The sequence below is a fragment of the Streptomyces sp. NPDC111520 genome, from assembly GCF_055635295.1.
On sequence record NZ_JBVKBW010000009.1, the window covers coordinates 352,511 to 376,328 of the forward strand.

Annotated in this window: 16 protein-coding genes; 10 read left to right on the plus strand and 6 right to left on the minus strand. The window is 76.3% G+C overall.

Features of this window, described 5'->3' with window-relative positions; translation table 11 throughout:
* Positions 1-29 precede the first annotated feature (29 nt).
* Positions 30-1,166, minus strand: a complete 1,137-nt coding sequence (locus ACZ7MY_RS23490) for a site-2 protease family protein (protein WP_499604371.1) — start codon at positions 1,164-1,166, stop codon at positions 30-32.
* A gap of 17 nt (positions 1,167-1,183) precedes the next feature.
* Entirely contained in the window at positions 1,184-2,128 is a 945-nt protein-coding gene (locus tag ACZ7MY_RS23495; RefSeq protein ID WP_499604373.1) for an AraC family transcriptional regulator, read from the minus strand.
* A gap of 278 nt (positions 2,129-2,406) precedes the next feature.
* On the opposite strand from ACZ7MY_RS23495, the gene ACZ7MY_RS23500 reads away from it, so the two are divergent.
* Together ACZ7MY_RS23500 and ACZ7MY_RS23505 are read left to right on the plus strand one after the other, a co-directional pair.
* On the plus strand, positions 2,407-3,057 hold the full coding sequence (locus ACZ7MY_RS23500) for a DUF4360 domain-containing protein (protein ID WP_499604375.1): 651 nt from the start codon (positions 2,407-2,409) through the stop codon (positions 3,055-3,057).
* Positions 3,058-3,195: 138 nt separating this feature from the next.
* Entirely contained in the window at positions 3,196-3,633 is a 438-nt protein-coding gene (locus tag ACZ7MY_RS23505) for a glutaredoxin domain-containing protein (RefSeq protein WP_499604377.1), read from the plus strand.
* A 19-nt stretch (positions 3,634-3,652) separates the two neighbouring features.
* Here ACZ7MY_RS23505 and ACZ7MY_RS23510 read toward each other — a convergent pair whose 3' ends face one another.
* Entirely contained in the window at positions 3,653-4,507 is an 855-nt protein-coding gene (locus ACZ7MY_RS23510; protein ID WP_499604379.1) for an alpha/beta fold hydrolase, read from the minus strand.
* A 97-nt stretch (positions 4,508-4,604) separates the two neighbouring features.
* Here ACZ7MY_RS23510 and ACZ7MY_RS23515 point away from each other — a divergent pair, with 97 nt between their 5' ends.
* The 4 genes from ACZ7MY_RS23515 to ACZ7MY_RS23530 all read left to right on the plus strand — a co-directional run bounded on the left by ACZ7MY_RS23515 (position 4,605) and on the right by ACZ7MY_RS23530 (position 9,214).
* On the plus strand, positions 4,605-5,237 hold the full coding sequence (locus ACZ7MY_RS23515; RefSeq protein WP_499604381.1) for a GNAT family N-acetyltransferase: 633 nt from the start codon (positions 4,605-4,607) through the stop codon (positions 5,235-5,237).
* 226 nt (positions 5,238-5,463) lie between these two features.
* Positions 5,464-7,320, plus strand: coding sequence for a DUF2264 domain-containing protein (locus tag ACZ7MY_RS23520; RefSeq protein WP_499604383.1), 1,857 nt, complete (start codon positions 5,464-5,466; stop codon positions 7,318-7,320).
* Positions 7,321-7,327: 7 nt separating this feature from the next.
* Positions 7,328-7,756 (plus strand): PPOX class F420-dependent oxidoreductase, encoded by a 429-nt coding sequence (locus tag ACZ7MY_RS23525; RefSeq protein ID WP_499604386.1) that lies wholly within the window; start codon positions 7,328-7,330, stop codon positions 7,754-7,756.
* A gap of 291 nt (positions 7,757-8,047) precedes the next feature.
* Positions 8,048-9,214, plus strand: coding sequence for an MBL fold metallo-hydrolase (locus tag ACZ7MY_RS23530; protein WP_499604388.1), 1,167 nt, complete (start codon positions 8,048-8,050; stop codon positions 9,212-9,214).
* Positions 9,215-9,264: 50 nt separating this feature from the next.
* Here ACZ7MY_RS23530 and ACZ7MY_RS23535 read toward each other — a convergent pair whose 3' ends face one another.
* The 3 genes from ACZ7MY_RS23535 to ACZ7MY_RS23545 all read right to left on the minus strand — a co-directional run bounded on the left by ACZ7MY_RS23535 (position 9,265) and on the right by ACZ7MY_RS23545 (position 12,427).
* Positions 9,265-9,660: a DUF4981 domain-containing protein gene (locus tag ACZ7MY_RS23535; RefSeq protein ID WP_499604390.1), complete on the minus strand. Its 396-nt coding sequence runs from the start codon at positions 9,658-9,660 to the stop codon at positions 9,265-9,267.
* Between the two features lie 256 nt (positions 9,661-9,916).
* Entirely contained in the window at positions 9,917-10,471 is a 555-nt protein-coding gene (locus tag ACZ7MY_RS23540) for a P-loop nucleotide/nucleoside kinase family protein (protein WP_499604393.1), read from the minus strand.
* A 72-nt stretch (positions 10,472-10,543) separates the two neighbouring features.
* Positions 10,544-12,427: a tetratricopeptide repeat protein gene (locus ACZ7MY_RS23545; protein WP_499604395.1), complete on the minus strand. Its 1,884-nt coding sequence runs from the start codon at positions 12,425-12,427 to the stop codon at positions 10,544-10,546.
* A gap of 357 nt (positions 12,428-12,784) precedes the next feature.
* On the opposite strand from ACZ7MY_RS23545, the gene ACZ7MY_RS23550 reads away from it, so the two are divergent.
* From ACZ7MY_RS23550 to ACZ7MY_RS23565, 4 genes are read left to right on the plus strand one after another with little or no spacing between them, the layout of a single operon-like run.
* Positions 12,785-13,639, plus strand: a complete 855-nt coding sequence (locus ACZ7MY_RS23550) for a DUF4132 domain-containing protein (protein WP_499604398.1) — start codon at positions 12,785-12,787, stop codon at positions 13,637-13,639.
* On the plus strand, positions 13,636-18,618 hold the full coding sequence (locus ACZ7MY_RS23555) for a hypothetical protein (RefSeq protein ID WP_499604401.1): 4,983 nt from the start codon (positions 13,636-13,638) through the stop codon (positions 18,616-18,618). Before ACZ7MY_RS23550 ends, ACZ7MY_RS23555 begins: the two co-directional genes overlap by 4 nt.
* Positions 18,615-19,784 carry an ATP-binding protein gene (locus ACZ7MY_RS23560; RefSeq protein WP_499604402.1) on the plus strand — a complete coding sequence of 390 codons (1,170 nt, stop codon included), beginning with the start codon at positions 18,615-18,617 and terminating at the stop codon, positions 19,782-19,784. The genes ACZ7MY_RS23555 and ACZ7MY_RS23560 overlap by 4 nt, the downstream gene beginning before the upstream one ends.
* Positions 19,785-19,788: 4 nt before the next feature.
* A complete protein-coding gene (locus tag ACZ7MY_RS23565) occupies positions 19,789-23,556 on the plus strand; it encodes a DUF5682 family protein (protein ID WP_499604404.1) in 3,768 nt (1,255 codons plus the stop codon).
* The last annotated feature ends 262 nt before the right edge of the window (positions 23,557-23,818 follow it).

A 23,818-nucleotide genomic window follows, 5' to 3' on the forward strand; every position in this document is an offset into this window, starting at 1 on the left:
CCGTGCCGTGCGCGCAGCCGCCGCGGAGGTCAGGCGGAGGGCCGCCGGGCCGTCATGCCGCGGTGCTGGACGATCCGGGAGACGTCGCTGCCGGTGACGATGCCGACCGGGCGGCCGCCGTCGACGACGATGACGCGGACCCCGCCGGCCCCGGGGCGCAGGCGGTCCAGGGCGTCGTTGACGTACTCCTCCGGCGTGCCGGTGGTGGTCTGCGACAGCGGGACGGCGACGTCGCGGACCCGCACCTCGGCGCGCCGATCCGCCGGGACGGAGGCGAGCCGGCGCAGCTGCACCACCCCGCTGAGGCGGCCGTCGAAGTCGACCAGGGGCAGGGTGGAATGGCGGGCGGCGACCGCGACCTCGTCGACGAAGCGGTCCACCGGCAGCCAGTCGGGACCCGTCACGACGGGCGCCGACATGGCGTCCGAGAGGCGCACGCCGCACAGGGCCGCGTTGATGACCGCGCGCCGCCGCTCCGCACCCGCCGTGAGCGCCATGAAGAGCCCCACCAGGGCGAGCCACAGGCCGCTGGGCGCACCCCGGGCGAAGACCAGCCAGCCGGCCATGACGAAGAGGAAGCCCAGCACCTGCCCACCGCGCCCGGCGACCCGGTCGGCGCGGTCGCGGTCCCCGGTCCGCCACCACAGCAGCGCCTGCAGCACCCGGCCGCCGTCCAGGGGCGCGGCGGGCAGCAGATTGAAGACGCCGAGCAGCAGGTTCGCCCAGCCCAGCCACACCAGCAGCGCCCCCGGCAGCGAGCAGGGGGCCGCCGCGTCCACACCGATACCCGCGCCCAGGGCGGCGCCGCCGATGACCAGGCTGGTCAGCGGACCGCTGACGGCCACCATGAACGCAGCGCCCGCCGAGCCGGGCCGTCCCATGCGCGTCATCCCGCCCATGGCCCACAAGGTGACGTCCTCGACGGACAGGTGCTCGCGCCGAGCCGTGGCCGCGTGGGCCACCTCGTGCGCGAGCAGGCTCGCCATCAGCAGGACCGCGCCCGCTGCCGCGGCGAGGGTGTAGAGCCCCGACGACAGGCCCGGGACCCGGGCGGGCAGCGTCTCGCGGCCGAGTCCGTAACCGAGCAGCACGACGAGGACGGGGACGCTCCAGTGCATCCGGAGCGGGACCCCGAACACGCGCCCGACCTGGACCGAACCGTTCATGACTCCTCCCTCCAGTGTCACTCCGCCCGGACCGTGCCGGCACGGTGCTCCTGGGGGCTCACCCCCCGCACCCGCTTGAAGGCGGCGCTGAGCGCGAAGGGGCTGCCATAGCCGACCCGGCGGGCCACCGCCCCGAGGGTGGCGTCCGGCTCCAGCAGCAGGTCCGCGGCGAGCGCGAGCCGCCAGCCGGTCAGGTACGCCATCGGCGGTTCACCGACCAGCTCCCCGAAGCGCCGGGCCAGCGCCGCCCGGGACACACCCGCCTCGGCGGCGAGCCCCGCCACCGTCCACGGATGGGCCGGGTTGTTCTGCAGCAACCGCAGCGCCCGGCCCACCACCGGGTCGGCGAAGGCCCGGTACCAGGCGGGCGCCGCCTCGCCGCGCCGGGCGAACCACGTGCGCAGCACGGAGATCAGCAGCAGGTCCAGCAACCGGTCCAGCACCGCCTCCTGCCCGGGTTCGTCCTTGACGACCTCCTCGGCCAGCAGCGGCAGCAGCGGGCTCTCCCACTCGCGCGCCGGGAGCACCAGCAGCGGCGGCAGCGCGTCGAGCAGCCGCCGGCCGACCGCGCCGTCGAGCCGGTAGGTGCCGACCAGCAGCACGTCGCAGCCGTCGCTCCGGTTGCCCCAGGTCCGCACGCCCAGCGCCATCGCGTCGGCCAGGTCGTGGCCCTCCGCCGTACGGCACACCTCACCGGGCAGGATCCACGCCTGCGGCGGGGTGGAGGGGAGGTCGGCGACCGCGTACGGCGCCGGGCCCCGCGCGACGGCCACGTCCCCGGGCAGCAGCCGTACCGGCGCGCCGACTTGGGGCACGATCCACGCCCCGCCGCGCGCCGCCGTCATCACGCACAGCGGCGCCCGGTCCTCGATGCGCACCGACCACGGCGGCTCCATGACCATGCGCAGCAGGAAGGCGCCCCGCGCACGGGGGCCGTCGAGCAGGCCCGAGAGTGCGTCCATGTCCTCCAGCCTAGACGCCCGCGTATGAGGGCGGACCGATCGGCCAGGATGCGTCTCAGCCGCCACGACCGGGACCGCGGGGCGTCGTCGGTGTCGGCTGACTGTCCGGATCTCACGCGTCACTTCCGCGCCAGGGGTGCCGGGCGTCGGCCATTCCTGTGGAGAACCTGTGGTGGTTCTGTACGCGAACGGTGACGCATGGTGTCGTGTACGCGACGCCGAACGGGGTGCACGGCCCGGCGTCGCAGACCCCTCGACGACCTGAAGGGAATCCCCTCATGACGTTACGTGCGATAGCGATGAGCGGCGTGGCCGCCGCCTCGCTGCTCGGCCCGCAGGGCTGGGAGCCGGACGGCGCCACCCCGCCCCCGCCCGACCGGATCGTCATCGACGTGGCGACCGTGAACGGTTCGGGCTGTCCGGCCGGTACCGCGGCCGTCGCCGTCTCCCCGGACAACGAGGCGTTCACCGTCACGTACAGCGCCTACGTGGCCCAGGTGGGCGTGGGCTCCAAGCCCACCGACTTCCGCAAGAACTGCCAGCTCAACCTGAACGTGCACGTGCCGCAGGGCTTCACCTACGCGATCGCCGCCGCCGACTACCGCGGCTTCGCGCACCTGGAGCGCGGTGCCTCCGGCGTGCAGAAGGCGAGTTACTACTTCCAAGGCTCGCCCGAGACCAGCGCCATCAGCCACACCTTCCGCGGCGCGCTCGACGACAACTGGCAGTCCACCGACAGCGTCGACGTCGCCGCGCTGGTCTGGGCACCCTGCGGCGAGCTGCGCAACTTCAACATCAACACCGAACTGCGGGTGAGCGCCGGGAGTTCGGACCCGTCGCGGACCACGAGCTTCATGACGATGGACTCCACGGACGGGAGCATCAGGACCACGTACCACCTGGCGTGGAAGGAGTGCCCCGGCGGGTAGCCCGCCGCGTCCCGCGGGTCCCGGACCGGGCGGCGTGCGACGCCCGGTCCGGGACCCCGGCCCGTCGAGCTCTGGTCGAAGGCCGGGTCGGGGGCCGGGGACGAGGGCTGTTCCGGCGTGCCGATAGCCTGCGTCACCATGACGCGCTCATGGACCATGCCGACGCTGATGGTGCTCTGCGGCGCGGTCGCCGCGGCGGGGCCGGCCCTCGCGGGACACCCCGGCAGGGCCGTGGTGCTGCTGCTGGTCTTCCTGGTGCTCGCGGGCGTGCTCTCGCCCCTGTTCTTCCCGAGGCCGGTCGGCGCGCTGGAGGCGCAGCGCCGCAGTGCGGCCGACGGCCGGCCGGTCGTCTTCTGGCGGCCGGGCTGCACCTACTGCATACGGCTGCGCATCCGGCTGGGCCGCGGCGCCCGCCGGCTGCACTGGGTCGACATCTGGCGCGACCCGGCGGGAGCCGCGGTGGTGAGGGCGGCCAACGACGGCAACGAGACCGTGCCGACCGTCGTCGTGGCGGGCCGGCCGCACACCAACCCCGATCCCCGGTGGGTGCGCGAGCAGCTTCCCCCTCCCGCGTGACCGGAAGCCGGGTCCCGGGTCAGGGGGCGGTGATGGCGTCGGCGACCCGTTCGGGCTCGTCCAGCTGCACGTAGTGCCCGGCGCGCATCAGCAGGCGCAGTTCGCTGTGCGGGAAGATCACGGAGAACTGCCGGGCGACACGGGTGTTGAGCCAGCGGTCGCGGGTGCCGAAGACCACCCGCACCGGCGGCTGGAACTCCCGCATCTCCGGTATGCGCCGCCGCCGGCTCAGCACCGCGTGCAGCAGTTCGTCGTTGAGCCCCCAGAACGCCGGGCGCGCCGCGGGGAATTGGGCGTAGAGCCGCTCCACGTACGCCTCGCGCACCTCCGGGTCGCGGATGAAGCCGCCCACCTGCCAGGCGTAGAGCCTGCGGTCCAGGTCGGGGCGGCGCCGGGCGACCGCGCGGGCCGCCGAGCGCAGCAGCGGGGTGGAGTACAGGGCGATGGCCGGAGGGCGGCGCAGCGCGGGGGTCCAGTGGTAGTAGGTGTTGAGCAGTACGAGCCGGGCCACGCGGTCCGGGTGGTCCAGCGCCCAGTCGATCGCGGGCGGTCCCGAGGAGTCGTGCGCCACCAGCACCAGGCGGCGGCTCGTGCGGCCCGCCGCGAGGGCGTCGGCGACGGCGGCGAGGTCGTCCACCTGCTGGGCGACGGTGTAGCGCCGGCCGGACGGCTTGTCGGAGCGCCCCCACCCGAGGAAGTCGAAGCGCACCACCGGCAGCCTGCCCGCGAGGTGCGGGAGGAGGCGGTCGTAGAGGCGGCTGCTGTCGGGGAGGCCGTGCATCAGGACCGCGGGCGCGCCCGGGCCGGGGGTGATCTCGGCGTGCAGGCGGTAGGGGCCGTGCGACACGGCCAGCGTCTCGGCGGCCGGGGCCATGGCGACCTCCCTCGGCCTGTGGGCCCCCGTGTGCTTCAGCCTAACGCGGTGTGCCGCAGGGCTTGTGGGAGCGCTCCCATGCGCGCATCATGCCCGCATGACCCCACGCGCCGTGATCCGCCCGTACCGCCCGGAGGACCGGGCCGCCGTCTACGACATCTGTGTGCGCACCGGCCACGAGGGCGGCGACGCCCGGCACCTCTACGCCGACCACGACCTGCTGCCGGACAACTTCGCGGGGCCCTACGCCCACCTCGAGCCCGAACTGGCCTTCGTGGTCGACGACGGCACGCGCGCCGTCGGCTACATCGTCGGCACCGCGGACACCGCCGCCTTCGTGCGGCGCTTCCGCGTCGAGTGGCTGCCCCGCCTCGAACACCGCCACCCCAAGCCGTCCGCGCCCCCGGTCACCCCGGACGAACTGATGACGGACCTCCTGCACCGCCCCGAGCGCATGATCGTGCCCGAACTCGCCGGGTACCCCGCACACCTGCACATCGACCTGCTGCCCGCCTACCAGCGGCGGGGCTACGGACGGGAGCTGATGGGGCGTCTGTTCTCCGCCCTGGCCGGCCAGGGCGTCGGCGCCGTCCACCTCGGCATGGTCACCGCGAACACGGCGGCGCGCGCCTTCTACGACCGGATGGGTTTCCGGGAGCTCCCCGTGCCCGACCCCGGCCCCCTGACGTACCTGGGACGCCCGACCTCGCCGCCGCCGGTCAGGGGCTGAGGGGAGCCCGCGCCGCGGTACCGGGGCGGGAAGCGCGACCCCGCCCCGCAGGCCGCGCCGTGGGACCCGGTCCACCCTTGCGTGGACGACCACGAACCGGCACGGGGCGGCGTCCTGTCACGCGCCCTGGAAAGCGCTTGCGGCGCGGCGGTAGAGTCACCCGCCGGCCGGTCGCCGCAGGAGGCCGGCGCGCCGCCGAAGCCGTTCCCGACCCCGGAAGGGCCGTATGCGCACCATGACCCGGAGAACGCCGCCGCACCCCTTCGAACTGCCGCCGGAGGACCGGGAGCTGAGCCCGTACACGGGCTGGACCCGGGCCCACTGGGAGGCGGTCGCCGACGGCCTGCTCGCCGCCGTCGCCCCGTACGCCACGCCCGGTGGGGCGCTCTACCACCTCCCCGGGGGCCGCAACAGCCGCTCGGGCGCCCGCTCGGACGGCCTGGAGGGGTACGCCCGGACGTTCCTGCTCGCCGCGATCCGTGTGGCGGGAGCCGACGGTGGCGATCCGTCAGGGCTGCTGCAGCGCTACGCCGACGGCCTGGCCGCCGGCACCGCGCGCCCCGGCGGGGACGGGCCGGAGGACTGGCCCGTCGTGGCCGACCGCACACAACCGCTGGTCGAGGCCGCGTCCATCGCGATCGGGCTCCGGCTGACCCGCCGCCTGCTCTGGGACCGGCTGGACGGGCCCGTACGCGAACGCGCCAGGGCCTGGCTCTCCCGGGCGGCCACCGCACAGGCGTGGCCCAACAACTGGGAGATGTTCCCCGCCACCGTGGGCGGCTTCCTCGGCGACCGGGACGCCGTCGCGCGCGGGCTGCGGCGCATCGACCGCTGGTACGTCGGCGACGGCTGGTACTCCGACGGCGACCTGCGCGCCTTTGACCACTACAACGGGTGGGCACTGCACCTCTACCCCGTGCTGGAGGCCTGGTTCTCCGGCGACACCGACCTCCTGGACCGCTACGGCGAGCGGCTGCGCGTCCATCTCGCCGACCACGCCCGCCTGTTCGGCGCCGACGGCGCGCCCCTCCACCAGGGCCGCTCGCTGACCTACCGCGTCGCCGCCGTCGCGCCGCTGTGGCTCGGCGCCCTCACCGGCCGCACCCCGCTCGCGCCCGGCACCACGCGGCGCCTGGCCTCCGGCGCCCTGCGCCACTTCCTGGACCGCGGCGCCGCGGGCCCCGACGGCCTGCTGTCGCTCGGCTGGCACGGGCCCTTCCCCGGTGTCCTGCAGGACTACTCCGGGCCGGGCTCCCCGTACTGGGCGAGCAAGGGCTTCCTCGGCCTGCTGCTGCCGCCCGGTCACGAGGTGTGGACGGCGCCCGAGGAGCCCGCCCCCGTCGAGCGCGGCGACGCCCTGACCGCGCTGCCCGCGCCGAACTGGCTGATCCAGTCGACCGCCGCCGACGGCCTCGTACGCCTGCACAACCACGGCAGCGAGGACGACCGCTACGCGGCCCACTACGCGCGGTACGCCTACTCCACCGCCACCGCGCCCCTGACCGGCGACACGCCCCCCGACAACCACTTCGGGCCGCTCGACACCGACGGCGCCGTCACCGCGCGCACCGGGCTCACCCCGCTCGGCGCCGGCGAGGGATGGGCCGCCTCCCGCTCCCGCGCGGGCGACCGGGTCCGCGTCGTCAGCCTCGTGATGGCCAGGGGCGCCGCCGAGGTCCGGGCCCACCTGGTCAGCGGGGCCGCGGCCGGCACGGCCGTACGGCAGACGGGCTGGCCCGCGGGCGAGGGGCTGACCTCCGAGCTGCTGCCGCTGCACGGTCTGCGGGCCGCCCCCGACCTGCCGCCCACCGCCACCGCGTGTGCCGCTCGCGCGGTCACCCCCGTCCTCACCGGACAGACCACCGAGGCCGGCGGCAGCCGCGGCGACCTCTTCCTCTGCGCGGCCCGGCTCACCGGCGCCGGCGACGCCGGCCCGCTCTCCGCCGTCGCCGGGGTCCGGGTGGGCGTGTCGCCGTCGGGGGTCCACGAGGTGACCGTCACCTGGGCCGACGGAGCCACCCACCGGGCGCGGCTGACCCCGGCGGACGCCGTCGTGGAATCCTCGCCCCCGGACGGTCGTTGAGGCAGCCATGAGCGACACAGACCTCCTCCGCCTGCTCGCCGACACCGACGGCGGCGTGCTCGTCACCCTCAAGCGCGACGGCCGCCCCCAGCTGTCCAACGTCAACCACCACTACGACCCGGACACGAAGGTGCTGCGGGTCTCCCTCACCGACGACCGGGCCAAGACCCGCAACCTGCGCCGCGACCCCCGGGCGAGCTACCACGTCACCAGCGCCGACCGCTGGGCCTGGACCGTCGCGGAGGGCACGGCCGAACTCACCCCCGTCGCCGCGGAGCGCGACGACGCGACCGTCGAGGAGCTCATCGACCTCTACCGGGCCGTGCGGGGCGAGCACCCCGACTGGGACGACTACCGCCGGGCCATGGTCGAGGACAAGCGCCTGGTGCTGAAGCTCCACGTCGAGCGCGCCTACGGCCAGCCCGGCCGCGGGTAGCGGCCCGTCCGGCGCGGCCCGGCCGCCGCCCGTACCCGGTGGGGCGGGCGGCACCCCGGCCGCGACGGTGGCACCATCGAAGGTACGGGCACGAACTTCCGTACCGGCGAAAAGCCTGGTCACAGACGTGCGGCCGGCCCTGGGCGGGGCCGGCGGGCCGCCCCCAGGACGATCCCGTGAAGGGGCGCGGAACCGGAATGACCGGTGTAGGAGTTGTCGCTGTACATACTGGTTCTGCCGGGGCCTGACGGCTCACGGCACGTTCGTGACCGCCGACCAACGGGAGGTGCCGTGTCCGGCCCCAGTCCGAAGCGTTCCCTGCTCTCCAGCCTCATCCCCGCCTTCGGCGACAACCCGTACGGGGAGCGGATGGAGCGCATCCGGCGGTCGCCGAACTTCGCCGACGGGGTGTTCACCAACCCCGTCGGCGCTCGTACGGCGCCCTCCGGATCGATGCTGCGGTTCGCCCGGACGTACTTCCGCAAGGGGGAGCGGATCCGCAGGGCCCCGGCGGGTGACATCCCGCTGCACACCACGACCCTCGCCGACCTGGCCGCCCCGCCCGCCTCGGGCCTGCGGCTCACCTGGATGGGCCACTCCACCGTCCTGGCCGAGATCGACGGGCGCCGCGTCCTGTTCGACCCGGTCTGGGGCGAGCGGTGCTCCCCGTTCTCCTTCGTCGGCCCCAAGCGGCTCCACGAGCCGCCGGTGGCGCTGAAGGAGCTGGGGGAGGCCGACGCGATCGTCATCTCCCACGACCACTACGACCACCTCGACATGCCGACGATCAAGGCGCTGGCCGGGTCCGGCACCCGTTTCGTGGTGCCGCTGGGCGTCGGCGCCCACCTGGAGCGCTGGGGCGTCCCCGCGGACCGCATGACCGAGCTGGACTGGCACGAGTCGACGCAGGTCGCCGGTCTCACCCTCACCGCGACCCCGGCGCGGCACTTCTGCGGCCGCGCGATCCGCAACACCCAGCACACGCTGTGGGCGTCCTGGGTCGTCGCGGGGCCCGAGCACCGCGTCTACCACAGCGGCGACACCGGCTACTTCCCCGGTTTCGCGGAGATCGGCGAGGCGTACGGGCCGTTCGACGCCACCATGGTGCAGATCGGTGCGTACAGCGACTTCTGGCCCGACATCCACATGACCCCCGAGGAGGGCGTCCGCGCCCACCAGGACCTGCGCGGCGAGGTCATGCTCCCCATCCACTGGGGCACGTTCAACCTGGCCCCGCACCCGTGGGAGGAGCCCGCCGAGGGCACCGTCACCGCGGCGCTCGCCGTGGGGGCCCGGGTCGCCGTGCCGCGCCCGGGAGAGCCCTTCGAGCCGGTGGCCGGGCTGCCGCTCGACCCCTGGTGGCGGGCGATCGCGCACGGGGCCGCCACCCGTACCTGGACCGCCCTCACCGACGACGCGCGGCCGGCCGCCCCCCAGCCGGACAGCGCCCCGGCCTGAGCCTCCGGGGGCGGGCGCAGCCGCGCCCGCCCCTGGCGCGGGGCGGCCGGTCAGCGGGCCTCCCCGAGGGTGGTGGAGGTGAAGCCGTCCGCCGGCGCCCGCCACACGTCCAGCCGGGGGCCGGCGAGCGCGACGCCGTCGAGCAGCCGCGGTTCCCCGGTGGCCGCGGTGCCCGGGCCCAGCAGCACCACGCCGCCCTCCGCGAGCCGGGGACGGTGCGGCGCCGTGGCGGCGCCCGGCGGCGCCTGCGCTGAGGGCGGGGCGGGCCACTGGCCCCAGGCCACCTCGTGCCCTGCCGCCGCCCATGCGGTGTCCCGCGCCAGGACCGCCCGCACCTGCCAGAACGCCGCCTGCCCGTCCGCCGCGGCCGGCTCCGGCAGCTTCCGTTCCGTCGTGCCGCCCGCGGCGAGCGGCGGCACCTCGAGGTCGCCCTGGGCCGCGACCACCCCGTCCGCCGTTTCCCGCCGGGTGCCGCCCGTACGCGCGGGGCCGTGGCGGCCACCGCTTTCGGCGGACGTGGGCGGTCGTGGAGGTGCCGCGGTGCGCCGCGGCGGGCGGCCCGCCGCCCTCGCCCGGGCGTACCCGGGCCGGTGCGCCCCGGCGCGAGCGCCCGGGTCCCCCTCCCGTGCCGCCGCCGGCGCCGACGCACGCCAGGCGGCGGGCGGGAGCCGGACCAGCACTTCGCGCACAGCCCGCCGTGCGTCACAGCGCCGGGAAAGGGCCGCCCGCGATCCGCAGCGCCAGCTGTACGACGTCCACGGGGCGGGTGGTGTCCACCCGGTGCACGCTGCCCAGGCCGAGCGGTTCTGCCATCTCCGTCCAGAACCGCCACTCCTCCTCGGGGAAGCGCGCGCCCTCCGTGTGCACCGGGTGCCGCGCCGCCGCCCGCTCCCGGAACCTGCGGCGCGCGGTGTCCGGCGGCACCGCGCACCACACCTCGTGCACCTCGGACGCGCCCGCCCGTGCCAGGCCCGCCGCCACCACGGGCCGCATGTGCGCCAGCCACGGGCTCTCCAGCACCGCGCCGACGGGTACGTCCGCGAGCAGCGTCCACAACGTCTCGCCCGCCGCGGCACCCAGGCAGCGGCTCCACTCCCGCGCCCCGCTGCCCGCCGGGCGCAGCGCGGCCAGCGCGTCGGCCAGGGTCTCCTTCACCGAGTCCTTGCTGAACAGCGGGAGCTCCAGTTCGCGGGCGAGCATCCGGGCGAGGGTCGTCTTCCCGGCGCCGGGGAGACCGTTGACCAACACAGCTAACATGCCGCGACCTTAACCACGGCACGGCCCGCGCAGGAGGGCGCCGCCCCGGCGCTGCGCGCGGCATCCGGTGCCTCACGGGTGCGTCGCGGTCGCCTCCTCGGTGACGTCGATGCCCGTGAACCGGGCCCAGTTGCGCCCGATCTCGCCCCAGGCCGCCACCGGCCCGCCGTCCAGGCGGCCGGTGAACAGCGGCCGCAGGTCGGTGTCGCGTTCCGCCCAGGCCGCGGAGAACTGGCTGCGGGTCACCCGCAGGCTGGTGTTGAGCTGGACGACGGCCGCCCGGGCGCAGTCCTCGCGCCATTCGTCGTCCGTCCAGGCGGCGGAGCCGACCGGGGGCCGCGCGGCCAGCGCCAGGCTGAGGAAGCACGCCGCGTTGTAGTTGACGAGGTATCCGGCGGCGGCCCTGTTGGAGCCGCGGTGCCGTGGCGCGGAACCGGCGATGCCCGCCCGGCTGTGGGCGTCCCCGCCCACGTGGTCGGCACCGGTGTGGTGGTCGGCGTACAGCAGCCGGCGCAGCCCCCAGTCGCGGCCGCCCCACAGCCGGCCCCAGCGCGCCCAGCCCCCGGTGACCTCCCGCGCCACGTCGCGGAACGCCGTGCGGACGTCGTCGGGTTCGGGCGAGCCGTTCTGGCGCAGCACCTCGGCCGCTCCGGCGATGCGCACCGCGCCGCGGAAGGAGCGGCGCCGGGTGCGCAGGGAGGGGCGGGGCCGCTCCATGGCCCACCACTGCCGCCAGTAGCGGCGTTCGCCCAGGTTGCGGCGGCCGGGCAGCAGGGTGCGGGCGTACCGACGCAGGATGGCCCGCCGCGACAGGCGCTTGAGCAGCCGTTCCAGGTGCTCCCGCGAACCGGGTTCGCGGCGCCTGCTGCGCTCCGCGTGCCGCGCCGGGTGGCGGCTCTCCTCGGCGCGGGCGATGGAGAGCCGGTAGGCCGTCTCGATGTGCTCGGGCCACAGCTGGACGCAGTACGTGTAGATCTCGACGGCCTGCCGGATGTGGTCGCCGGGGTCGGCGACTCCGGGGAACTGGCCCATCAGCTCCAGGACGCCCGCCTGGTGCTGGCGGACGGTGAGGTTCCCCGGCACCAGGGCGGCGGCCTCCTCGAAGTGCTCCAGTGCCCGCTCGTGGGCGGCGCGCTCGCCGCCCACGTCCCGGCGCTTGTTCGCGGCGAGCGCGTCCTCCTGCGCCCTGGTGCCCATGCGGTAGTGGCGGTAGGCGTCGGGGTCGTCGCCCCAGCTCTCCCAGCGGGGGATGCGGTCCTGCGAGCGGGGATCGGCGAGGATCTTGACGGTGCAGTAGCAGGCCACGCGTTCGTACAGCTCCCGGTCGCCGTCGCGCCTGTCCCGGTCGGTGGCGCCCGGCGCGGGGGTGCGGCCCTCCAGGATGGTCGCGGCCACCACCGTGTTCTTCGGCATGTACAGGATCCGCACCGAGAAGCGGGTGGGCTGGTCGCCCGTCGACAGGCAGTGCAGCATCACGTGGTACGCCCGGGGGCGGAAGAACGCGAGCCGCTTCATCACGTCCACCCAGCCGTGCGGGGAGGAGGCGGTCTCCGGTGCCGGGTCGGGCCCGATGGTCGTGCCGCTGCCCGGGGTGAGGACGTTCGGGCCGAGCGCGTCGGCGGCCATGTGCTCCGTGATGTACGCGGCGAGTTCGGCGGTGACCGCGGACTCGTGGCCGTGGCCGTGATCGGGGGTGCCGGGGGTGCCGCCGTTGCCGCGGTGCCCGTTGCCGTGGCCGCCGAGCAGACCGCGGTCCTCGCACACCACCACGGGCAGCAGCCGGCTGCTGCGATGCCGCCGCAGCAGCCCGGAGCCCAGCCGCAGCAGGCCGATGAACACGGCCACCGCGAAGATGCCGAGCACCCACACGGCGGTGCCCCCGGACTGCTCCCAGAACCCCTCCGGCCACGGGCCGCCGTCCCCGGCGGCCGCGGGCGCGGCGAAGACCGTCCCCATGGCACATCCCCCCGTCACATCCCCTTTATGTGCTCTTATGACGATCCCCATCCGGGGAGATCGCCAAGCCCGTACTGGGGTGGCGAATCGTCGACTCCCGGTCAAGGAGGGGGTTATGGGGCGCGGAGGACGGACGGTGCCGAAGGGGTCGGCGCCGCGGAGCGGACCGGCCCGTCAGGCGGGCAGGACGCCCAGCGGGTCCGTCGGCCCGGCCGGGCCCCGCGCGGAGCCTCCCGGCGCCGGTCCCGCGCCCTTCCGGTTGTGGCCGGACGCGTCGTCAACAGGGTGGCGGGGGCGTTGTCAGTGGCCTCGCCTAGTGTTCCGGTCACTTGATCACGGCGTTGCAGGGAGGCACGCATGGGGTGGGTCACGGTGGGCGACTACGAAGTCGCCCTCGACGAGGGGAAGGTCGTGTGCCGCAACGCGGCCGGCCGGCGGCTGAAGTCGGTGCCGTCCAAGCTGGCGGACGACCCGGTGGTCACGGGGTTGCGGCAGCTCACCGAGTGGCTGGAACGGCACGAACGCCAGTGCCTCGCCGACGTCGAGCGCTGGATGGTGCGGTCGCTGCCCGTGCCGCTCGCCGTGATCGGCGGCGTGTGGCCCGACCCGGCCTGGCGGGCGGCCCTGCGCGACCTCGTCGTCACCGGGGAGGACGGAGAGGTCGCCGGCTTCCTGCGCGACGCCGACGCCGATCGCGGCCTCGGCCTGGTCGACCTCGACGGCGACACCGTGCGGATCGCCCCGGAGCTGGTCCGGATCCCGCACCCCGTCCTCCTCGACGACCTGGAGGAGCTGCGGGAGTTCGCCGTCGAGCTGGGCGTGGACCAGAAGGCCGGGCAGCTCTTCCGCGAGGTGTGGCGGCGGCCCGAGGGGCTCGACCCCGAGGGCACCCTCGTCGAGGAGTACGCGGGCGGCAGCTTCAAGGAGCTGCGCTTCCTGCACGGCCGCGCCACCTCCCTCGGCTACCGGGTGCGCGGCGGGCACTCCGTCTGCCCCGTGCTGGAGGAGAGGCGTGCCGTCGAGGCCCGCATCTGGATCGGCGACTACGACGGCTGGAGCGAGACCGAGACCGGGCCTCTGACCTGGACCGACACCGCAGGCAAGACCCTGACGCTCGGCCAGGTCGGTCCCGTCGCCTGGTCGGAGGGCATGCGCATGGCGGCCGCGCTCTACGCGGGACGCGACATCGAGGACGAGGAGCAGGCGGCATGACCACGTACGACCCCACCACCACGGCCGCGCTGCTCGACGCCGGCGCGGTGCTGCCCCCCGGCACCACCACGCGTGAGGACGCCGACACGCTCACCGTCCGCACCTACACCCACCCCGTGCTCGACGACCGGCGGGTCGTCCGGCTCGTGCCCGGCACCCTCGGCGAGGCCGAGGACCTCGCCCTGGACTTCCTCGGCCTCACCCGCGATGACGAGGCCCCCGAGGTCGGCCAGGTCCGCCGGGAGACCCTCGGTTTCCCGGCCTGGGCGCTGGTCAACGACCCGGCCAACGGCCACCACGCGCTCGCCCTGGTCAAGGACGTCGAACGGCTCGCCCGGATGGCCAAGTCCCGCGCCGGCGCCGCCAAGGACGGCTTCGACGCGCTCGCCGAGCGCCTGGGCCGGGCCGTGCCGCACTTCCTGCCCACCTTCCACGAGCAGGCCGCCCGCGTCTTCCTCCAGCACGAGAACACCACGTATGCCGCCGCCTTCTTCGGCAAGGCCCGCGCCGCCGAACGCGTCCACGGCCTCGCCGTCGACGAGGACCGGCAGCGCGCGGTGTTCCTGGAGTTCGCCTTCGCGGGCGCCCTCACCGTCAAGGCCCTCAAGGAGCACGTCAAGGACCTGGCGCGGCGGCTGGACCCGGCGGAGGCCTGGCGGCAGTTCCGGCAGCTGATCGTGGAACGCTGCGCCGCCGGGATGCCCCCGTACGCCTCCCTCCCGCAGGACGCCAGGAGCCTGATCAAGGCCGCCGGGCTCGACCGGGTCACCGAGGAGTGCGCCCTCGTCGCCGACCTCGTCGCCTCGCCCGCGGTCGTCCGCGCGCCGGGCTCCTTCTGGACCGCCTACCGTGCCACCCTCGTCGTCCTCGCCGGGAGCGAACCGGCCGTGCGGGCACGGCTGCTGGAGATCATGCCGGCCGGGCTCGGCCGTGACGCCGAGGGCGACGAGTCCTGGCTCGCCCTGCTCGTCGAGACCGGCGCCGACACCCTGCTCACCGGCGAGGCGGGGGAGGCCGCGCGGGCCGTCGACGCCGCCGACTGGCTGACCCGCTGGGCGAGCCACCGCAAGCACGGCTCCGGCGCCTCCGAACGCTCCGCGGCCACCCTCGACCTCGTCACCCGCATGGCGCCCCGGCTGCGGGCCGACGGCCGGCCCGTCGACCTCTTCACCGGCCGCTGGCACCAGGGCGCCGAGATCGACCTGCTCGACCTGTGCGCCGCCGAGCGCGTGCCGCTGACCGTCCCCGGTGCGGACGTCACCGTGCACCTGCCGCTGCGCCGCTGGCTGGAGACCGCCGACCCGGCCCGCCGCGACCTCGTCGCCACCGGCGCCGACCCGCGCCTGCGCCGCCTGCTGCACGAGGCCGTCGGCAGCCTCGGCGAGGACCGGGGGCTGCCCGGCGTGCTGCAGGCCCTGGCCGGTCACCCGGTGCTCGGCGACGTCCTGCACACCTGGCTGGACGAGGCCGCCGGGCAGTTCACCCGCGCCGCGGGCCTGCCCGCCGCCCGCGCCGCCGTCAGCCGGCTGCGCCCCTTCCGCACCGTCGCGGCCCGGGTCAACCCGCAGGCCGTGGCGCGCGTCGCCGCGCACGACATCGCGCCGACGCTCGGCCGCACCCTCCGCGAGGGCATCCTCGACGAACTGGGCTGGCCCGCCCTCGAAGAGGGCCTGCGGCTGCTCGACGCCGCGGTCGGCAAGAAGAAGAACCACGAACTCGCCGTCGCCGAGGCCTGGCCCGCGCTGATCCTCAGCCGCGGGGACAAGGCCGTCGTCGTCGGGCCCGACAAGGTGCTGCTCGAGCACGACCTGCGCATCCCCGTCGAACTCGACCGCTGGAGCCGTCCCCACTTCCGCTGGGCCGACGGCGAACTCCTCGTCATGTGGTGGCAGGACGGCAAGCAGCTCGGCTACTGGTCCGCCCGGCCCGCCGACGTGTTCACCGTCGGCGGTGAGGAACTCCCGCACTGGTGGCACGGCCACGTCGCCGCCCCGTCGATCCCGCTGCCCGGCGGCGGCCGCGCCACCGGCGGCCGCACCCTGCACGCCGGTGACACCGTGCTGCCGCCCAGCCGCCCCGTCCTCGGCGACGGCACCACGCTCTGGCGCCAGGGCAAGCAGGGCGGCCACGATGTGTGGTTGGAGTACGACCCGGTCACCGGCACCCACGGCCGCGCCTCACTGCCCGCCTTCCTCGGCTCCGGCATCCGCGACGGAGCGCGGCTCCGCCAGGAGGACTGCGAGCTCCTGCCGCTGCAACCCGGCCTCGAACACAGCCCCTTCGGCACCGACGGCACCGTCCTCGGCCGATGGGTGCGCGTCGAGGGCGAGGGCGGCGGCTCCCGTACCGTCGCCGGCACACCCGACGGCCGCACGGTCGCCCTGCCCACCCGGCAGCGGCGGTGGTCCCCGTGCGTCCCGCTGGGCGCGCTGCGGCTCCCCGGCGGGGCCGGGCCCGTGGCCGCCCTCGTCGGCCAGAACGTGTCGCTGTACGCCGCGGGCGACGTCACCTGCGACGACGAACTCGGCAGTGTGACGCTCACGCAGCAGGGCGGCGACTTCGCCGCCGGCACCCGCTACGTACCGCCGCTCGCCTACTGGCACGCCCTGCGCCCCCGCGACGAAGGCGCCTCCGCGGTGCTGCGCGCCCTCACCGACGAGCAGGCGGCCGAGCTGCTGCGCGCCGGCGCCCACGCCCTGGCGGAGCGTCAGGCCGAGGTGGACCGCACCAAGAAGTACACCGGCCCGTCCGCGGAGGCCGTCGTGCGCGCCGCGGTCGCCGCCGCCCTCCCGGCCCTCACCGACGAACGGCTCCTCATCGGAGTCACCGCCCTCGTCAGGGGCACACTCCGGCACGCCGAGTCCGTCGCCTCCTTCGTCGCCCCGCCCGCCGACAAGCCGCGGCAGACGCGGCGCACGGAGGAGATGTTCGCCGACCACAAGCCGCTGCACGGCGACGACACCACGCTGCGCGCCGCCACGCTCGGCATCGCCGACCAGCCGGGCCACTCCTGGTGGGGCGGCGGCACGGAGTGGAGCGTGCTCCGCCAGATCCGGGCGGTCAACCACGTCCTGTCCGGCAAGGAGGCCGACGGCAAACCGCTGCCGAACCGGGCCGAGCTCGGTGCCGTCGGCGACGGCTGGCGCAGCGAGGAGCACACCGTCCCCGCCATGGGCACCGAGTGGCCGCCCGCGCTGGCCGTGCTGCGCCCCCTGGCCTACCGTGCCGCGTCGCCGGTCACGAGCCAGGCGATCCGCGAGGGACTGCTCCTCCTCTTCGACGCGATCACCGAGGGGCCGCTCGCGGTGCCCGGCAGCGGCCTGCGCGAGGTCGTCCTCAGCGAGAGGCACGGGAAGCAGCAGCGCGCGGGACAGGTCCTGCGCAAGGACGGACGCACCGTCGTGATCCTCGGCTGCCGGCGGATCGACGGCGACCGCGACCGCGTCCACTGGCTCGCCCTCGACCACGACCCCACCGGGGCGTTCGGCGCCGTCGCGCACTTCACCCTGGAGCACGAGACGGACCGCGCGCCGGCCTTCCCCGCCGAGCGGCTCGCCGCCGTCACCCGCCTCATCCGCGACAAGGGCCCCGCACCCTGGCACCGCTGCGCCCCCGATGCGCTCGTGGCGGCCACCCGCGGCGGCCTCGGCCCCGTCCAGGCGACCCTGCTCCTCGCCGGGCGACCGGAGGAGCCGGGCGCCGAGGCGCTGACCCTCGTGGAGCTGAGGGCACGTCAGAAGGACTTCGGTGAAGGCCTGCTGAGCTCGGTGCCGCGGCACGACTGCGCCGCCCTCATGGGCGCCCTCCTCCCCGACGACCCCGCCGACCTGTGGACCCACGGTCCCGACGCGGACGCCGCGGGCCGCGTCTGGCGCGAACGCCTCGGCGACGTCGTCCGCCTGCCCGAGGACATCGCGGCCGACCTCGCCGGAGTCACCGCCGCGTCCGCCGAGGCCGTGCTCAACCCGGCGCTGACGCCGTGGCTGAGCCGCACCACCGTGCAGCGCCCCGACAGGGACGGCGAGCTCGTCCCCGCCGACCCCGCGGCGCTGCCCGGCAGGTACGACATCACCCGCTCCGTCGCCGCCCTCGCCGGGCTCGCCTACGGGCTGCCGTACGGCCATCCGCTGCGCGCCGCCCTCCCCGAGGGCCTGGCCGCTCTGCGCCGGCGGATCGCCGACCCCGGCCTGCTGCTCGACATCGACATCGCCTGGACGGAGAAGGGCGGCCCCACCGCGGCCCAGATCCGCAAGGCGTACGGCCTGCCCGCCGCCGGCGGCGCCGGCACCCACGGCATGACCGACGTGGGCGAGGCGCTCGTGCTCCGCCCCTGGTACAGCGACACCGAGACGGTCCTCCTCCGCCCGGCCGGGCTCACCGGGGCCGACGACCCCGTCCTCGGCCTCGTCGAGGGACTCGTCGGCGTCCAGAGCGACAGCGGCGTGCAGGCGCTGCGCGCGGTGCTCGACGGCGAACTCGCCCGCGCCGTCGCGGCGGGCGGCGGAGCCGGGGAACCGGCGGGACACGCCCAGGACCCCACGGTCTCCGTCCCCGCCCTCGTCACCGAGGTCGCCGGCGCCGACGGCCTGGGCGAGGACGCCGCGGCGCTCTACCTCCAGCTGCTCGCCCTGCCCGACCCCACGGACCGCAACTGCGCCCGCTGGACGGGCTGGAAGCCCACCCGCATGAAGAAGGCCCGCGCCGAACTGGCCGCGACCGGCCTCGTCGTCGAGGCCAAGCGCCCCCGCGCCGGCCGCACCCTCTTCCTGCCCTGCGGCTGGCGCGACCTCAAGGCCCCCGCCGTCCCCGTGGAGACCTGGAAGGAAGGCCTCTACCCCGTCCGCGACCACGCCCGCGTCGTGCCCCTGCTGCCCGTGCCCGAGCTGTTCGCCCGCGCATGGGAACGCGTCCGCTCCGGCGACGCCCCCGGCTTCGAAGAACTCACCACCCGTGCCACCCGGAAGGGCCGCCGCCGATGACCACCACCGCCCCCGCACCCGCCGCGCGGCAGATCACCCCGCCCGAGGACCGGTACGCCACCGAACTCGCCTTCCTCGCCGCCCACGACGGCGGACCCCGCCCGCCCGCCTGGCGGCTCACCCCGCGCGCCGTCGTCACCTTCGTGATGGGCAGCGGTGGGCAGGCGCTGCGCCTGCCCGACGACGCCGAGGTCCCCGAGGGCGTGCCGCGGCGCCTCGTCGTCGAGGCCAAGTTCGTCGGCGACCGCGCCCTGGTGGAGCGGTGCGTCGTCACCCTCGCCGGGGAACGCGGCCTGCTCCTCGTCGGCGAGCCCGGCACCGCCAAGTCGATGCTCTCCGAACTGCTGTCGGCCGCGGTCTGCGGCACCAGCGGGCTCGTCGTCCAGGGCACCGCGGGCACCACCGAGGACCAGCTCAAGTACGGCTGGAACTACGCCCTGCTGCTCGCCCAGGGCCCCAGCCGGCAGGCGCTCGTCCCCTCGCCCGTGCTCACCGCGATGACCCGCGGCGCCGTCGCCCGCGTCGAGGAGGTGACCCGCTGCCTGCCCGAGGTGCAGGACTCCCTGGTCTCCCTGCTCTCCGAACGGCGCATCGCCGTCCCCGAACTCGCCGGCGGCGACGACGCCCTGGCGCACGCGGCGCCCGGCTTCACCCTGATCGCCACCGCCAACCTCCGCGACAAGGGCGTCTCCGAGATGTCCGCCGCCCTCAAGCGGCGCTTCAACTTCGAGACTGTCGGCCCCATCGGCGACCTCGACGCCGAGACGGCACTCGTGCGCAGCCAGTCCCGCGCCGCCGTCGAACGGGCCGGCGCCCCCTACCAGGTCGACGACGCCGTCCTGGAGGCCCTCGTCACCGCCTTCCGTGACCTGCGCGAGGGCCGCTCCGCCGAGGGCTGGGAGGTCGAACGGCCCTCCACGGTGATGAGCACCGCGGAGGCCGTCGCGGTCGCCGGCGCGCTCGCCCTGGCCGCCGCCTACTTCCCCGGCGACCGGGACGTGCTGGGGCTGCTGCCCGGCCACCTCCTCGGCGTCGTGCGCAAGGACGACCCGGCCGACGCCGCCCGCCTCCTCGGCTACTGGGACGGCCCCGTACGGCGCCGCGCCGAGCAGGGCTCACCGACCTGGCGCACCCTGTGGGAGCTGCGCGCCGTCCTGGAGGGCTGAGCCCGTGTCCCTCACCCCGGACGAGGCCGCCGCCGTCCTCACCGACCCGGCGGCGCCCTACCTCGTCGGCGTACGGCACCACGCCCCGTCGCTGGCGGCCGCGCTGCCCGCCCTGCTCGACGCGGCGAAGCCCGACGTGCTGCTCGTCGAACTCCCCGCCGAGATGCAGCAGTGGCTGCCCTGGCTCGCCCACGAGGACACCCGGGCCCCCGTCGCCCTCGCCGCCACCCCCGGCGACGGGGGCGGCGGCCCCGCCTTCTACCCCTTCGCCGATTTCTCGCCCGAACTCGCCGCCGTCCGCTGGGCCGCACGCACCGGCGTCCCCGTCGTCGCCTGCGACCTGCCGCTCGCCGACCGCGCGTGGCAGGCCGGCCGCACCACGGCCGCGCCGGGCGACCCCGGCCCTGGGCTGCACGCCGCCCTGCGCGCCCGGCTCAGCGGCCGCCCCGGCGACGACCTCTGGGACCGCCTCGTCGAGGCCACCGCCCCCGGTTCACCGCCCGAAGCCCTGCGCCGCGCCGCCCTCCTGACGGGCTGGGCGCTGCGCAGGGACGCCGCCGAGGGCGCCGGGGTCCCCGCTCTCGACCTGCGCCGCGAGCAGTGGATGCGGGCCCGGATCGCCGAGGCCGCCGCGGACGGCCGCCGCACCGCCGTCGTCGTCGGCGCCTTCCACGCGCCGGCCCTGGTCCCGGCCGCCCTGTGGCCGCGGGGCACCGCCCCCGCGGAAGGCCCGGACGCGGCACCCGCACCCGAGGACGGCGCGGCCTGGACGACCTCCCTGATCCCCTACGCCTACCCGCTGCTGGACGAACGCTCCGGCTATCCGGCGGGCATCCGCGACCCCGAATGGCAGCACATGGTGCTGGAGGCGGCCGGCGACCCCGGCGCCCTCGACGAGGCGCTCACCCGGGCCGCCGTCCGTGTCTGCGCCGAACTGCGCGCCCAGGGCCACCCGTCGGGCCCCGCCGACGCCCGCGAGATCAGCCGGCTCGCCGGCGACCTCGCCCGGCTCCGCGGCCTGCCCGCGGCCGGCCGCGGCGAACTCGTCGAGGCCGTGCAGACCGTGCTGGCCCAGGGGGAGCCGTACGGACGCGGACGGGCCGTGGCGCGCGCCATGGAAAGCGTGCTGGTCGGCACCCGCGGCGGCCGCCCCGCGCCCGGGGCGCCGCGCAGCGGCCTCGCCCCCGCCGTCGAGCGGGAACTGACCGCACTGGGCCTGCCCGGCCCCGGCCCGGACGGCGCCGCCCCGGCCGACGTCCGGGACCTGCGCCTGGATCCGCTCCGCTCCGACCTCGACCGCCGCCGCGAACTCCTGCTGCGAAGACTGACCGTGTGCGGCGTGCCCTACGCCGAGCCGAAGGACGTCACGGGGGCAGCCCGCACCGAGGGCCTCACCACCCGCTGGGAGGTCCGCTGGACACCCGCCACCGCGGCCATGCTCACCGCCGCCGGCATCCGCGGTGTCACCGCCGCCCAGGCCGCCGAGGGCGTGCTGCGCGAACACCGCCGCCAAGAGACGGACGAGGGCGGTCCGACGGCCGCGCAGACGCTCGCCGGACTGGCCCGGGCCGCGGAGTGCGGGCTGCCCGCGCTCGCCGCGGAACGCCTCGCCGAAACCGCTGACGTGCTCCCCGCGTCCGGCACCCTTCCCGAACTCCTCGCGGGACTCGCCCTGCTGGACCGCGTCCGGGCCGGGCACATCGCCGGGCTGGACGCCGACGAACCCCGCACCGCCCGCGCCGCCGCCGTCGCCGAGCTGCTGACCGCGGCCGCGGTCCGCCAGGTCGACGGCCTCACGGGCTCCGAGGACCCCGCCGACGCGCACGCGCTGCTCGAACTCGCCCACCGCGCCGACCTCCTGGGCGGCGTCCGGCTCACCGACGCCCTCGCGCGACTCACCGCGGACGGCTCCCCGCTGATGCGCGGCGCGGCGGGCGCCGTCCGGGTCCTCCTCGGCCACGAGGCGCCCCAGACCCTCGGCGCCCGGGTCGCCTCCTGGGTCGACGCGGCCGGCGACCCCGACTCCCGCGCCGCCCTCACCGCCCGGCTGACCGGGCTGCTGACCGCGGCCGGCCCGCTGCTGGAGACGGCCGCCCCCGCGCTGGAACCCCTGCTCGACCGCGTCCGCGACCTGCCCGACCAGGCCTTCCTGTCGCGGCTCCCGGCCCTGCGCGGCGGCTTCGACACCCTCAGCCCGGCCGCCCGGGACCGGCTCCTGGCCGCCGTCGAGGAACGCCTGGACACCGAAGGCGTCGCCGACACCGCGGGCGTCGACCCCGTCGCGCTCGCCACCTGGACCCGCGCCGACCTCGCCGCCCGCGCGGCGCTGACCCGCTGGGGCCTGCTCCCGCCCCGCGAGACGCCACCCTCGCATGACCAGGCCGCCGATGCGGCCGGCCGGGAGGTCGGCCCCACCGGCCCGGCGGCGACGGCGTACCCGGGCGAGCCCGCCGCCACGGCGTCGCCGGGTGAACCGCAAGGTGCCACCACTCCCGACGCAGCGGTCCGCGGCGATGGCCCGACCGCGGCGCCGGCCGCCTCCGCCGACGGCGCGTCAGGTGCCCCGTCCGTACCGCCTGTCCATGCGGCAGCCCGCGAGGGTGGATTGGCGGGCGGGGCGGCCGACGACGATGCGGGCCCCGCCCACGCCGCGGAAGCCCGCACCCTCCCGCCTGCCGACCGGTGGCGCCTCGTGCTGGGCCGCCGCGGCGACCGGCTGCCGCCCTCCGCCGCCGCCCTGGCCACAGCCCTTGACGAGCTGTACGGCAACGGCCACGGCGAGGGCAGCCGCGGCGACCTCGGCGGCCGCGGCACGGCCGGCGGCGGCCGCCAGGCGCCCTACCCCGGCGTACGGGAGTGGTCCGAGGAACTGGCGGCGCTGTTCGGGCCCGGCGTCCGCGAGGAGGTGCTGGCGGCGGCCGCCGCGTCCGGCCGCAAGGACGTGATCGCCGAACTCGACCCCGACAGCGTGCGCCCTTCCGTCGACCTGCTGCGTACCGTGCTGCGGCACGCGGGCGGGCTGCCGGAGGCCCGGCTCGCCGCGCTCCGCCCGCTCGTACGGCGCCTGGTCGAGGAACTCACCCGCCGACTCGCCACACGACTGCGCCCCGCACTGCACGGCACCGCCCTGCCGCGGCCCAGCCGGCGCCCCGGGGGCGGCCTCGACCTGGCGCGTACGCTGCGCGCCAACCTGGCCACCGCCCGCCGCGGTCCCGACGGCACCGTCCGGGTGATCCCGGAGCGGCCGGTGTTCCGCGCCCGGGCCCAGCGGGCCGCCGACTGGCGGCTGATCCTGGTCACCGACGTGTCGGGATCCATGGAGGCCTCCACGATCTGGGCCGCGCTCACCGCCTCCGTCCTGGCCGGGGTGCCCACCCTGTCCACGCACTTCCTGGCGTTCTCCACCGAGGTCATCGACCTCACCGACCACGTGGGGGACCCGCTCTCGCTGCTCCTGGAGGTGAGCGTCGGCGGCGGCACCCACATCGCCGCCGGGCTGCGGCACGCCCGCGAACTGGTGACGGTGCCCTCGCGCACCCTCGTGGTGGTCGTCAGCGACTTCGAGGAGGGATATCCGCTGGGCGGCCTCCTGGCCGAGGTCCGCGCCCTGGTCGGCTCCGGCTGCCACGTCCTGGGCTGCGCCAGCCTCGACGACGCGGGCCGCCCCCGCTACTCCACCGGCGTCGCCGGGCAGCTCGTCGCCGCGGGCATGCCCGTCGCCGCCCTCAGCCCCCTGGAACTCGCCCGCTGGGTGGGGGAGAAGATCGCATGAGGCACCAACCTCTGGCGTCGGCCCCGGCCGTCGTGGACGACGCTGCCGAGGGCGTCCGCTGCGGTCGCGGCCTTCCGGTCTGTCGGATCCGCCATTGGGCGGAAAGGGAGGTCGCATGAGTGGGCAACTCCTCCCGGTGGCCAGGCCGTCGTGGACGGCCCGCCGCCTGCGGGTCGTCGTGGATGCCGTTGCCGAGGGCGTCCGCTGCGGTCGCCGCGTCCCGGCCGGTCGGATCCGTCCATTGGGCAGGCGAGGCGGTCGC

What these genes read in the sequence shown, in the direction of transcription:
- ACZ7MY_RS23490 (WP_499604371.1), bottom strand. Translation starts at nt 1,166, where the DNA reads ATGAACGGTTCGGTCCAGGTCGGGCGCGTGTTCGGGGTCCCGCTCCGG.
- ACZ7MY_RS23495 (WP_499604373.1), bottom strand. Translation starts at nt 2,128, where the DNA reads ATGGACGCACTCTCGGGCCTGCTCGACGGCCCCCGTGCGCGGGGCGCC.
- ACZ7MY_RS23500 (WP_499604375.1), top strand. Translation starts at nt 2,407, where the DNA reads ATGACGTTACGTGCGATAGCGATGAGCGGCGTGGCCGCCGCCTCGCTG.
- ACZ7MY_RS23505 (WP_499604377.1), top strand. Translation starts at nt 3,196, where the DNA reads ATGACGCGCTCATGGACCATGCCGACGCTGATGGTGCTCTGCGGCGCG.
- ACZ7MY_RS23510 (WP_499604379.1), bottom strand. Translation starts at nt 4,507, where the DNA reads ATGGCCCCGGCCGCCGAGACGCTGGCCGTGTCGCACGGCCCCTACCGC.
- ACZ7MY_RS23515 (WP_499604381.1), top strand. Translation starts at nt 4,605, where the DNA reads ATGACCCCACGCGCCGTGATCCGCCCGTACCGCCCGGAGGACCGGGCC.
- ACZ7MY_RS23520 (WP_499604383.1), top strand. Translation starts at nt 5,464, where the DNA reads ATGCGCACCATGACCCGGAGAACGCCGCCGCACCCCTTCGAACTGCCG.
- ACZ7MY_RS23525 (WP_499604386.1), top strand. Translation starts at nt 7,328, where the DNA reads ATGAGCGACACAGACCTCCTCCGCCTGCTCGCCGACACCGACGGCGGC.
- ACZ7MY_RS23540 (WP_499604393.1), bottom strand. Translation starts at nt 10,471, where the DNA reads ATGTTAGCTGTGTTGGTCAACGGTCTCCCCGGCGCCGGGAAGACGACC.
- ACZ7MY_RS23545 (WP_499604395.1), bottom strand. Translation starts at nt 12,427, where the DNA reads ATGGGGACGGTCTTCGCCGCGCCCGCGGCCGCCGGGGACGGCGGCCCG.
- ACZ7MY_RS23550 (WP_499604398.1), top strand. Translation starts at nt 12,785, where the DNA reads ATGGGGTGGGTCACGGTGGGCGACTACGAAGTCGCCCTCGACGAGGGG.
- ACZ7MY_RS23555 (WP_499604401.1), top strand. Translation starts at nt 13,636, where the DNA reads ATGACCACGTACGACCCCACCACCACGGCCGCGCTGCTCGACGCCGGC.
- ACZ7MY_RS23560 (WP_499604402.1), top strand. Translation starts at nt 18,615, where the DNA reads ATGACCACCACCGCCCCCGCACCCGCCGCGCGGCAGATCACCCCGCCC.